This is a genomic window from Streptomyces paradoxus, from assembly GCF_014202475.1.
Taxonomy (GTDB): Bacteria; Actinomycetota; Actinomycetes; order Streptomycetales; family Streptomycetaceae; genus Streptomyces; species Streptomyces paradoxus.
In genome coordinates, this window is record NZ_JACHGV010000008.1 from 23300 (window position 1) to 35052 (window position 11753).

General features: G+C 73.5%; 11 protein-coding genes. 4 read left to right on the forward strand and 7 right to left on the reverse strand.

Annotation, left to right across the window (positions count from 1 at the left end):
• Positions 1 to 126 precede the first annotated feature (126 nt).
• Both HNR57_RS24975 and HNR57_RS24980 read left to right on the forward strand, forming a co-directional pair.
• Entirely contained in the window at positions 127 to 822 is a 696-nt protein-coding gene (locus HNR57_RS24975; RefSeq protein ID WP_184563069.1) for a peptidoglycan-binding domain-containing protein, read from the forward strand.
• 9 nt (positions 823 to 831) lie between these two features.
• Positions 832 to 1320: a flavin reductase family protein gene (locus HNR57_RS24980; RefSeq protein ID WP_184563071.1), complete on the forward strand. Its 489-nt coding sequence runs from the start codon at positions 832 to 834 to the stop codon at positions 1318 to 1320.
• Positions 1321 to 1562: 242 nt separating this feature from the next.
• On the opposite strand, the gene HNR57_RS24985 is transcribed toward HNR57_RS24980, so the two are convergent.
• The 4 genes from HNR57_RS24985 to HNR57_RS25000 form a co-directional block, all read right to left on the reverse strand.
• Positions 1563 to 3959, reverse strand: a complete 2397-nt coding sequence (locus tag HNR57_RS24985; protein ID WP_184563073.1) for a SpoIIE family protein phosphatase — start codon at positions 3957 to 3959, stop codon at positions 1563 to 1565.
• Between the two features lie 107 nt (positions 3960 to 4066).
• Entirely contained in the window at positions 4067 to 4633 is a 567-nt protein-coding gene (locus tag HNR57_RS24990; protein WP_184563075.1) for an antibiotic biosynthesis monooxygenase, read from the reverse strand.
• A 43-nt stretch (positions 4634 to 4676) separates the two neighbouring features.
• Positions 4677 to 5057 carry a hypothetical protein gene (locus HNR57_RS24995; protein ID WP_174569490.1) on the reverse strand — a complete coding sequence of 127 codons (381 nt, stop codon included), beginning with the start codon at positions 5055 to 5057 and terminating at the stop codon, positions 4677 to 4679.
• Between the two features lie 272 nt (positions 5058 to 5329).
• Positions 5330 to 6247: a MurR/RpiR family transcriptional regulator gene (locus HNR57_RS25000; protein WP_184563077.1), complete on the reverse strand. Its 918-nt coding sequence runs from the start codon at positions 6245 to 6247 to the stop codon at positions 5330 to 5332.
• A 154-nt stretch (positions 6248 to 6401) separates the two neighbouring features.
• Here HNR57_RS25000 and HNR57_RS25005 point away from each other — a divergent pair, with 154 nt between their 5' ends.
• Together HNR57_RS25005 and HNR57_RS25010 are read left to right on the forward strand one after the other, a co-directional pair.
• Positions 6402 to 6563 carry a hypothetical protein gene (locus tag HNR57_RS25005; protein ID WP_184563079.1) on the forward strand — a complete coding sequence of 54 codons (162 nt, stop codon included), beginning with the start codon at positions 6402 to 6404 and terminating at the stop codon, positions 6561 to 6563.
• Positions 6564 to 6631: 68 nt separating this feature from the next.
• Positions 6632 to 7033: a DUF3662 domain-containing protein gene (locus HNR57_RS25010; RefSeq protein ID WP_184563081.1), complete on the forward strand. Its 402-nt coding sequence runs from the start codon at positions 6632 to 6634 to the stop codon at positions 7031 to 7033.
• Between the two features lie 33 nt (positions 7034 to 7066).
• On the opposite strand, the gene HNR57_RS25015 is transcribed toward HNR57_RS25010, so the two are convergent.
• From HNR57_RS25015 to HNR57_RS25025, 3 genes are all read right to left on the reverse strand, one after another.
• Positions 7067 to 8731 (reverse strand): ArnT family glycosyltransferase, encoded by a 1665-nt coding sequence (locus HNR57_RS25015; RefSeq protein ID WP_376772282.1) that lies wholly within the window; start codon positions 8729 to 8731, stop codon positions 7067 to 7069.
• Positions 8732 to 8767: 36 nt separating this feature from the next.
• Positions 8768 to 10681: a phosphatase PAP2 family protein gene (locus HNR57_RS25020; protein ID WP_184563091.1), complete on the reverse strand. Its 1914-nt coding sequence runs from the start codon at positions 10679 to 10681 to the stop codon at positions 8768 to 8770.
• Between the two features lie 139 nt (positions 10682 to 10820).
• A complete protein-coding gene (locus tag HNR57_RS25025) occupies positions 10821 to 11720 on the reverse strand; it encodes an N-acetylglucosamine kinase (protein ID WP_184563093.1) in 900 nt (299 codons plus the stop codon).
• Positions 11721 to 11753 lie beyond the last annotated feature (33 nt).

Genomic DNA, 11753 nt, shown 5'->3' on the forward strand with positions numbered 1-11753 from the left:
CGAGGTACTGAGTGCTGTGCCCGCCGGGCCCGGCCGGTCGCTGAACCCCCGACGCGCAGGCCGCGTATCTAGCGGCAGGACGATCCCCGAAGACGGGCGCCCCCGGCCCGGACGAAGGAGTACAGCGTGTCGACACCGTCCGAGCCCCGGCCGCCGCACGACGGCCCGGCCCTCGAACCCATCCGCGTCCTGCGGCCCCGCCGCACCGACGCCCTCGCGGAACTGATGCGGGAGTTCCAGCAGGACGCCGGCCGGGAGCCCGCCGGCTACGAGTCCGTCGCGCTGCCGGGGCAGCCGCCGGCCGGCTCCGAGGCCCGGACGCAGGAACTCCCGCCCGTCGCCCGCGACAGCCGCCGGCGCACGGACGTCGTGCCCCCGGGAGCCGGGCTGCGCCGCGCCGCCGTCGCGGTGGCCGTTCTCGCGGCCGCCGTGATCGGCTTCGGCGGCGCGCTCCTGCTCCGCGGTGAGCGCCCGGACGACACCGCGGCTCCCGCACCCGGTCCGCCCCGGTCCGCCGCCTCCACCCCCGACCCCGCACCCGCCCCGCCCACCCCGCCCGCCACGGCACCCGTGGACCCCGACGGCGCCGGCACGCTGCGCGAGGGAGCCACCGGGCCCGAGGTGACCGAACTCCAGCAGCGCCTCCTGCGCATCCCGGACGTCTACCGGGACGGCTCCACCTCTGGCCGCTACGACCCCACCCTCACCGCGGCGGTGGCCCGCTTCCAGCTCTGGTACGGCATCCGCGGCGACGAGACCGGGGTGTACGGCAACGACACCCGCGCCGCACTGGAGTCCCGCACACCGGCGGGGGCGAGCTGATGTGTGACCATGGCCGGCATGGACGAGTTCGTCGACCGGCTGAACCCCGAGATGTACGTGGTCACAGCCGCCGCCCGCGGTGAACGGGCGGGATGCCTGGTCGGGTTCGCCTCGCAGTGCTCGCTGCGGCCCGTGCGGTTCGTGGTGTGGCTGTCCGAGCTCAACCACACCTTCCGGGTGGCCCGGAACGCGGACGTCCTCGCCGTGCACCTGCTCGGCCGCGAACAGTACGGTCTCGCCGAGCTGTTCGGCGGACACACCGGTGACCGGGCGGACAAGTTCCAGGACGTCCGGCTGCGGGAGGCGTACGGCGGCGCCCTCGTCCTGGAGGACACGCCGGCCTGGTTCGTCGGCCGGATCCTGACCCGTGCGGGCGGCGGTGACCACATCGGCTTCGTCCTCGACCCGGTCGAGTGGGGCGGACAGGCGGCGCACGACGGGCCGCTGCTGCGTCTTTCCGACGCCGTCACCATCGACCCGGGCCACCCGGTCGACTGACGTCCTCCTCCATCGAACACCGGGCAAGGGCTGGGGAAAGCGGCGCGACAGCGGGGCCACCCGGCGTCATCCTGGGCCGGGGCGACGCACGAGGCGCCCGAACCACCGCGAACCGAAGGCCACGCCCATGAACGGCTCCCGCATCCCCGGCCTGGTGCTGCCCACGCTCTTCCTGCTGGCCCTGCTCGTGGGCCTGTGGTGGTACTGGCGTCACCGCGGTGACTCCTGAGGTGCGGTGACGCCTACCCGTCCTGAACCCCTGGGACCCGGACGTCCACCACGCACACGTCGTCCCGCCGCTCGTCCGGCAGCATCCGCGCGAGCAACGGCCCCAGCGACGCGGGCCCGTCGCCGTGCGGAGCCGCCACCGCCTCGGCGAGCTGCTCCAGACCCAGGTCGATGCTGTCCGGGGGGTGCTCGACCAGGCCGTCGGTGTACAGGATGAGCCGGTCGCCCGGGTCGAGACGGCACTCCGCCTCCTCGTAGACCGGCGTGGCGGCCGCCCCGAGCAGCATGCCGCGGGGCCTGCGCAGATACCGCGCCCCGCCCTCCCGCAGCAGCAGCGGCGGGGGATGCCCGGCCTGGGCCCAGACCAGGCGCCGGCGGCGCGGCTCATAGCGGGCCAGCACCATCGTGGCGGTCGCGTGGGAGTCGCGTGAGTGCAGCAGCAGGGTGTTCAGCCGGGCGAGCGCGCCGGTCAGCGACGAGCCCGTGATGACCATGCCCTTCGCGGTGAAGCGGAGCTGGGCCATCGTGGCCACGGCGTCGACGCCGTGCCCGGCGACATCGCCGACCACCAGCAGCGCGTCCCCGTCGGGCAGCTCGATGGCACTGAACCAGTCACCGCCGACGTGCACACCCGACTGGGCCGGAAGATAGGCGACCTCGACGCGCAGCCCGGCCAGGTGGACGGGCCGGTTGGACATCGGCAGCAGCGCGTGCTGGAGCCGGGAGGCCAGGGTCCGCTCGGCCTGGAGCACGTCGTGCTGGGTCAGGATCGCCCGCTCGCTCTCGACCAGGGCCAGCTCCGCCCGCCGCCGGGCGGTCATGTCCTGCACGAAGCCGTGCACCTCGACGGGCGTCCCGTGCCGGTCGGCCACCGCCTCGGCCACCAGCCGCAGATGCCGGATGCCGCCGCTCGTCCGGATCCGGAACGGTACGTCGAACGCCCGCCCGCCGTGGACGAGTTCGCTGATGGCGCGGGTCAGCGCGGGCGTGTCCTCGGGCAGCGCGAGCTCCGGCACCTCCGGCAGGCGCACCGGGCCGTCCGCCGGGTCCCGGCCGACGAGGGAGAACACCTGGGTCGACCAGGAGGCCTCCTGGGTGGCCAGGTTCCAGTTCGCCCAGCCGAGATTGCCCAGCCGCTGCAGGTCCGCCAGCCGCTGTTCCTGCCGGTCGGAGGAGCCGTGCCTGATCCACGAGACGACGAGGGCGTCGCCCAGCGGGGCCACCCGTGCCGTGTACACGTACAGCTCGGCGACGCCCGCCACGACCTCCTCGTGCGCGAACGGCTCGCCCTCGTACGCCTTCCCGGTGGCCAGCACCTGAAGGCAGCCCCGCCACAGTGGCTCGGCCGCCAGGGCCGGTCGCAGCTCCAGCAGCCGCCGCCCGGCCGGTTCCTCACCGGTCCGGCCCAGCAGGTCGCCCACCTGCGCGGTCGCGGCCTCCACCCGGAAGTCCTCGGTCTCGCCCGTCGCGCCGTGCAGCGGCGTGAGCAGCATCGCGGCGACCGGCAACGCCTCGAACAGCGCCTGCACCGCGTCCGTGGCGGCGTCGGCGTCGCGCTCGGGCGGAGTGTCGAAGGCGCGCAGCCGGCCGGCGCACAGCCTGGTGACGCCGCGCAGGTGGGCGCGGTCGCGCGAGGTGAACACCCCCGCCCGGCCGCGCAGCACGCCGATGCAGACCTCGGCCGGGCCCGCGGCGGCCACGGGCAGCCAGGCACGCGAGCGCCACCGGTCGGGAGGGTCGCCGATGAGCAGATACCGCCGCTCGTCCGATGCGAAGTCCTCCAGCCAGCGCGGCTCACCCGCCCGCAGCGCGTCCAGCGCCGCCATGCCGCTCAGCGGCGGCACCTGGGACCACTGGGCCGCCAGCTGGTCGTCGACGCCGGCGTGCCCGATCAGAACGAGCCCGCCGTCGGGCCTGCGTGCGTAGATCAGGATCGCGTCGGCCCCCATGCCGGGGCCGAGGTGCTCCAGCAGACACCGGGCGAGGTCGTGCGGTGACGTCACCCGAACGAGGGCCTGGCCGAGGCGGGCCAGGGCGGCGGTGACGTCGTCCGGCGCGTCCGACTGCTCCAGGGCCACCGTTGCGGAGTCGCGAGCCTCGGAACCGGGGGATGCGCTCGCCCTGCCCGCGGCGGGTGGCGTGGGCGCGAGGGTGCCCAGGGTGATCCAGCACTCCTCCAGCAGGGTGTGACGGGCGGCCTTGGCGCGCTGGAGCAGCAGTTCGCCCGCCGCGTCCGCGGTGCACCCGGTCAGCGCCATCACAGCGCCCTTGGCCCGTTCCACGACAGAAGCCGTGGCCGCCTGGTCGCGCAGCCGGTCCAGTTCGGCGCGCTGCCGGGCGACGATCTTGGCCAGTTCGACCAGGTCCGGTGCGGCACCGGGCTGCGCCGGAGTCACGGGCTCGCTCGTCACGCGTTGAGCATCGCACACCCTGCCCGATTCGAAGAGCGGCTTGTTCGCACGGACTGCCCGCCAGGCCCGGGCGCCCCGTCCGTCACCTCAGCCTCACCGGGCAGGGGTCAGCGGCCGTCGCGCGGATACAGCCACAACCGCAGCAGCCGGCTCAGCCGCGGCATCACCAGATAGGTCAGCACCGGCAGCAGGACCAGGGGGAAGACAGCGGCCCGCAGGGCCAGCGGCCAGCCGGTGGTGTGAGGTGTGACCAGCCACTGGACGAGCAGGGTGCAGGGGTAGGCGCCGAGGAAGGTCGTGAGGACCATCTTCCACCGGGGCGGGGCCTGCACCGTGGTGCCCGGGAGGCTGAACCAGGTCTCCATCCCGGTCGTCGACTGGCGCTCGCTGCTGACCTCGGTGGCGATGTCCTCGATCCGCCGGTGCCAGTGCGCACGCTCCTCGGACTCCAGCCAGGCGGCGAGCCGGTGCTGATCGGACCAGCGCAGCACCGCGTGGTAGCGGTGACCGTCCTCGGGCGTCAGCCAGGAGACGCCCTCGTTGCCGGGGAACTGTCTGGCGCAGCGGGTGATGCCGTGCGTCCACTCCTCGAACCGCTGCTCCCGGCCGGGGCGCACCTGCCAGGTCAGAACCGTGGTCACCGGCTCGCCGCGCCGGGCTGTGGTGGTGCTCATTCCCCCACGGGTGCCACGCCCGGCGCCGGTCATGCCCGGCGGCTCACGGCTGGCGGTTCGCCTCCACCAGGGCCTGGGTCACCGCCCTGACGCTGCGCGCGATGTGCTGGAGCTGCATGACCTCGGCCGCGTACAGCTTGATCGTGTGCTCGATGACCCCCTCGTGCAGGCCGAGGCCGGGAAGGTCGGCGCGGGCGGTCTGCAGGGCGGTGCGGGCGACCCGGATCTCGTTCTGGACCTGGATCTGGGCGTGCCGGGCGAGGAGGACGGGGTGGCGGATGAACACGGGGTATCCGGCGTAGCGCGTGGGCACCAGCTCGCGCAGCCACTTGGCCGCCGAGCGCTCCCAGTCGTAGCTCCCGGGGGTCTTGACCTGGCAGGGCCAGTCCGGGCTGATGCGCGTGGTGGTCAGGTGCATGATCATCGCTTCCGGGTGTGCGGCGTCGTGAGGGTGGACGACGGGTCGGGGCGGCCCCGGCCTAGGGGATGACCGGGGCCGCCACGGACACCCGGGACCCGGAGTGGGTAGGACCCGGCTCCACGGGTGCGGAACGGATCCGGAACTGCCGGGTCGCGATCCGTGAGCAGTATTTATATATGCCATCCGGTTTGCAAGAAGCATGAAAACATTCATGCGCGCTTTGTTGTGGATGGTCCCCATGTGTGGTCCGTCCGGCGGGGTCCGCCGCCCGTCGCTCAGTCCCTGAGGAAGAACTGGTGCTGGTCGGCGAGCTGCTCGTACTCCTCCAGCCGCGCCTGCGTCCGCTCCGGATCCGCGTCCGTCATCGCCTGCAGCAGGGCCGAGCACATCACGCCCGGGGCAGCGTAGGAGTCGAAGACCAGGCGCGAGCCGGTCCCGAGGGCGAAGACGACGTCCGCCTCGTCCGCGAGCGGCCCGAGCGCCAGGTCGGTGATCAGCGCGACCTTGAGCCCGGCGCCCCGCGCGACCCGGACGGCCGTCAGGGTCTCCTGGGCGTGCCGGGGCAAGGAGAACGCCAGCACCCACGTGCCACCCGCCTCACGCGACTGCAGCAGCGCGTCGTAGGCGACGCTGCCGCCGCGCGTCACGAGCCGTACGTCCGGATGGATCCGGCGGGCGGCGTAGGCGAAGTACTCGGCGAGCGAGACGGAGATGCGCAGCCCGAGCACCGTCAGGGGGGTGGACGAGGAGAGCTTGCGGCCGACGTCGATGACCACGCCCGGGTCGGCCAGGTCGCGCCGCAGGTTCTCCAGATTCTCGATCTCGGCGTCGACCGCCGCCTGCAGTTCGTTGCCGCGCATCTCCTCGGCCGGGCCGACGGCGAGGGTGCCCAGCGCGATCGACTGGAGCTTCTCCCGCAACGCCGGGTAACCGCTGAAGCCGACCGCCGAGGCGAAACGCGTCACCGAGGGCTGACTGACTCCGGCCCGGTCCGCCAGATCCGTGATCGACAAGAAGGCCGCCTCGGTGATGTGCTCGATCAGGTACTGCGCGATGCGCCGCTGCCCCGGGGACAGCCGGGGCCGGTCGAAGAGGGCCCTGAGCTGGGCGGACGGGGAGACCTCCGCTTCGGGGGCGGCCTTCCCCGAGGTGATCGCGGATGCCTGTGCGCGTGCCTGCTGCGGCGATGGCACCGGTGCGCCTCCTTCGTCTCCCACGGACGTTCAACATAGCTCACGCACATGGTGACCAGGGCTTCTCCGGACAGCATGAGCTGTCCCGCCGGGGGTTACCCGTGCGCCGGGCGGGAACCCGCCGCCGCACACGACCCCGAGAGGAGCCGCCGACATGACCGTCCCCGAGGAGAACCGTCCCAAGACGGAGACCACGGACGAACTGCTGGAACACCGGGACGACCACCGCTCCCGGCCGCCGGGCGCGACCGGCCGCACGATGCGCGAGGCCCTGGAAGAGGCCGAGGTGCGCCCCGACGACTACGACGACCGCTAGGCGGTGTCCGTGGGGCATCCCCCCGGCACCCCGATCGAATCGACGAAGCTTCCGGCAGGTGAGACGGCATGGGCGCGCTGAGTGCGCTGGAACAGACCCTGGAGAACCGTTGGGACGCGCTGTGGGCGCGGCTCCTCGACAAGGAACCCGTCGAGGTCGTCGACGCCCTGCGGCGTGAATGCGACGACAACGCCGTCGTGTGCCGCGGGGGCCGCGTCATGGTCCCCAACGCCTACGACGTGGAACTGCCCGACGACGTGCACGACCATCTGACCCGCACCGGCACCGACGTGGGCCAGGCCCTCACCGACAGCCTGTGCCGCCACGCGGAACGCCGCGGTTACGAGTTCGCCGGCCCGCTGGCGGTCCATGTGGCGAGGTGCCCCGACGTGCCCAACGGCCGTTACCGGGTGGCCGGCCGGGTCATGGAGCACGTGAGCGCGGACGGGTTCTTCTACGCGACCCACTGACGTGGACGCACCGACGTACGCGCGCGACCGCGGTCAACGGCGGTACAGCGTGATCGAGTGCCCGACGTCGTCCACGGGGCGGCTGTCGCCGATCAACTCGGCCAGCCGCCCCGTGGCCTTGGCGGCCGCCGAGTCCGACACGGCCAGCAGTCCCCGTACCTCACGGACCGGCACCCGCCGCGGATCGGAGGCCTCGATGCCGTAGAAGGACGGCACACCGCTGCCCTTGTACACGAGCCACACCCGCTCGCCCGGATAGCGCTCACGGAGCCGGTCCGCGAGCCGCCCGAGGTCCTGCCCCCAGTCGACGTTCGAGTCGTGCAGCCACTCCCGGGTTCTGCCCGGCCCCCCGAACGCCTCATTGGAGTACGGCAGATAAAAGGGATAAGCCCGGGCCGAACTGACCACGGCGAACGCCACCAGCACGGCAACCCCCAGGCACACCCACCGCCGTCGCACCATGAGGACGCACCCCGCCGCCACCGCGAGGAACAGCGGCAGGAACACGGCGTACCGCGTCCCGAAATCCCGGGCACCTTGCATGGCCGCCGCCAGCAGCACCAGGGGAGCGGCCAGCACATAGGGCGCGGCAGGCCGCAGCCGCCGGACCGCGACCACGGCCGTGGCGCCCGCGGCCCACAGCACGAGCATCCCCAGCGGCGTCTTCACCAGCAGCGCGGCCGGCAGGTAGTACCAGAGCGAACCCTCGTACAGCCGCCCGAACAGAAACCCCTGCCACGGCCGGTTCTCCAGCCCGAACTGCACCCGCATCCCGTCCCGGTAGGCCTCCGGGAACGGCATCGTCTCCACCAGCAGTCCGCGCAGCCCGCGCACCACCGGCACCTGCTGCTCCGGAGCCCAGCGCAGCCGCGGATCGACCATCAGATACGTGACCCACACGACGGCGACCGCCACCAGGGCCACACCGCCGGCCGCCGCCACGGCCCGGCGCAGACTGCTTCCGGACGACCGCCACACGGACACCGCGGCCAGCGCCATCAGCACCGGCACAGCGGGCAGCGTGCTTATCCTCGTGGCCAGCGCGGCGCCCAGCGCCACTCCCGCGAGCGGCACGTACAGCCGCGGATTCCGGCGCGCCCGCCACACCAGCCACGCCGAGGTGAGCACGAACCCGGCGGCCGGTACGTCGAGCGTGGCGAGCGAGCCGTGGGCGATGACGTCGGGGGAGAAGCAGTACAGCGCGAGTGCGGCCAACCCCGCGCCATTCCCGGCCAGTTCACGGGCGAAGCAGAACACGACGAGCCCGAACAGCAGCGTCAGCGCGATCACGGGGAGGCGGGCCCACAGCATCAGCCGCCAGGGGTCGTTGCCCGACTCGTAGAGCAGGTGCCGCCCGAGCCTGCCCTGGTCCCCGGCGAAGGCCGGGTCGATGTGCGGATCCGCGAGGGCGACCCCCGCGCCGATGACCAGTTTGCCGAGCGGCGGATGCTCGGGGTTGTGCCGCAGCCGGTGCTCGTGCACGTACTCGGCGGCCGCGCCCACGTACACCGGTTCGTCGATCGTCGGGGTCTGCCGCACGGCGGTCGTGACCATCGCGAAGGCCATCTGGGCGAGGAGCACGGCCACGAGGAGCGGCACCGGCCACCGCCTGCCGGGCCGGCGCGCCCGGTCCGCCGGCACCGGGGGCGAGAGCGACACCGGCCGGGGAACGGCGGGAGCGGTCCAGAGGTCCCTCATGGACTCACTCTGCATCAGCTCCCGCCGTAGAAAGCGCTACCGCCTCACGAGTCGTACCGACAGACCGTCAGCCGTCTCCACGGGCACGGCCCGCAGCGTCTCCGAGTCCAGCTCGACCCGGTCGAACCGGCCGCGCAGCTGTGCGGCGGACAGGACGGGGACGGTCGTCCCGGCGACCGGCGGCCGCTCGGTGTCGAGCCGCAGCGACAGCACGCTGCCCCGGCCCAGCAGGACCCGCCGGCTCACCGTGAGGGCGGGGCCGTGGTTCTTGCGGAGCAGCAGCTCCAGCGTCGACTCGCCGTCCTGGACGTACGAGCCGCGCACCCGCAGCACCTTGTCCGCGCGGAGTGTGCCGCCGGTGACCCGGACGTCGCCCTCGCCCAGCGCGTTCGGTGCCCCGGCGGCCAGCACGCCGTCCTCGACGACGGTCCCGCCGTGGTAGCGGTTGTGGCCCGCCAGGGTCAGCGTGCCCGAGCCGCGCTTGGTCAGGCCGCCGTCGCCCTCGATGTCGTTGCGCCAGCTGTCGGTCGCGTGGAAGCCACCGGCCGCCGCGTCGAGCGTCACGGTGACGTCCCGGTCGAAGGCGCCGTAACCGTCCGCCGCGGCGAACAGGTTCAGCCGGCCCCACTGCTCGAAGCCGTCCAGCAGGACATAGCCGGAGGGCAGCGCGGTCGTCCGCAGCACCTCGCGCCGCTGGGCCGCGGTCAGGTACGGAAGCCGCGTCTCCAGCAGGACCTCCGCGCCCTTCGGCACGGTGAGCGGGTCCTTGGGGCCCCGGCGCGGCAGGACGTACGTCAACCGGTGCCCGACCGCGCGGGCGTTGGCCTCGCGGTCGGCGTAGGCGTCCCCGGCACCCGGGTGGGCGTAGTCGTACAGGGTGTCCGCCGTGGTGCCGGTGTGCTGTGTGAAGTAGGCCAGGGCCTGGGCGCGGGCCGCCGCCTTGAGCTCCGCGTTCGCCGGGTCGGCCAGCGTCGCGGCGGTCAGGGCGGTGGCCATGATCCGGCCGCCGATGACGTCGACGGTGGAGTGCATGCCCGACATGATCCGGGTGTGGCTGAGCTCGAACGCCCGCGTCACCAGCTCCTGGAACCGCTCGGGCACCGCGTACGCGAAGGCCAGACCGGCCAGGTGGAAGGCGTTGGTGTGACCGCTGGGGAAGCCGCCGTCGTCGGCGGGGGAGGTGCTGCGCTGGCGCAGCAGCTGCTCGACGACGACCACGTCCGACTCGTACACCGGGTAGCCGAGTTCGTCCGTGCGGCCGGTGTCGACGACCTCGCTGTCCTCGTTCATGCGCCATGGACGCGGGTACTGGAAGGCGTACTTGCCGGGGTTCCCCGAGGCGAACGGGCCGCGCACGGTGTCGACCAGCTTGGCCACCAGGCCGAGGTCGGAGGTGTACGAACCGGCGCCTAGGGCGGAGCCGGCGGGCGCGCCGGCCGGCACGGAGTCGCTGATCGTGGTCGGGGGCGTGGTGTCCGGGGCGCTGGTGATCGACGTGACCGCCTTGGCGCCCGCCTTGTACAGGCCGGACAGCGGGCCCAGGCCGGCGATCATCGCGTAGCTCTGGTGCTGGCGGTCGTAGACGAACGCCTCCCGCGCCTGCGCCTCGGTGCGCGCGCCGGTGACCTGGGCGCAGTAGCGCATGTTGGCGCGCAGTACCTCGGGGCGCAGCGGTGTGCCGGTGTTCCAGGCGGAGCCGGTCTTCCACACCTCGGCCATACCGCCGAGGATCCGTACCACCGCGTTGGTCTCGGGCGTGAGGTTCGTCAGGACGTTGGTCTTGTAGTCGTCGACGAACGCGGCGAGAACGGTGGCGGCCTTGGCGTCCGCGGCGCCCAGCCACCCGACGAGGGTCGGCGCGGCGACCACCGCGGCCGAGCCGCCCAGGGAGGTTCTGAGGAAACCCCTCCGGTTCAGGGTGGGGGAGTGGTGCCCGGCGGATGACGGCATGGGTGTGCCTCTCTTCAGTTCTGCGGCCGTTCGGCCGGGTGAAGTCGTGCGATCCTGCCTGATTCGAAGGCCGACTGGTGTCCCGTCGAGGAGGGCTCGGCGGCCCGGATGTGTCCCGCGGGTGAACGCGCGGCCCGGCTCACAGGAGCGACCGCGCCAGCGCCACCGCGCCCTCGACCGGTGGCACCCGCAGGGGCCTGGCGCGGGCCGTGGGCAGCGTCTCGGTCAGGGCGACGGTGAACGCGTCGAACAGCGCGGGCTGGGAGAGCACCGTGCCGCCCGCCACGACCACGTCGTCGACCGCCACGCCGCGGGCGGCGAGCCGGGTGACGAGCGCTGCAAGCGCCCAGCCCGCCTCGTCGATCACGGTCCGGGCGAGCTCGGAACCGTCGGCGGCAGCCGCGAAGACGACGGGGGCGTGCCGGCCCCACTCGGCCGAGACGTCCGTGGCCCTCTCCAAGGCAGCGCCGATGGCGGGGACCTCGGGCACATCGAGCGCGGCGATGAGCCCGAGCGCGAGCGCGTCGGGCCGCTCCCCGCGGTCGTGGGCCGCCCACACGGCTCGTGCCGCTTCCCGGACGAGACCGGCGGCGCCGCCCTCGTCGCCGAGGGCCGCGCCCCAGCCGCCCACCTGGACGGCGGTGCCGTCGGGCAGCCGCCCCACCGCCACCGAGCCGGTGCCGGCGACCAGGCCGACGCCCTTGTCCAGTCCGGCTGCGGGGACGAGGAGCTGAGCGTCGCCCACCACCAGCGCGGGCGCGTCGAAGTGCAATTGGAGTGCGGCGCGGATCTGCGCGCACTGGCGGGGGGTCTCGCAGGCGTGCCCGCCGACGGCCACGGCGGACGGACGGGCGCCCGCCGGTAGCGCGTCGGCGACCAGCGTGGCCAGCCACCCGGCGGCTGCCACCGGGTCGTGCGGCCGCCAGCCGCCGCTCGCACGGACGTGGTCGGCCACGAGGGCGTCGCCCGCGAGCGCGCGCAGATGCGTCTTGGTGCCGCCCACGTCGATACCGACCACGAGGGGCGCGATGTCCTGCACGGAACCTCTTTCGTCGTTGCGCTGTGCTGCGAC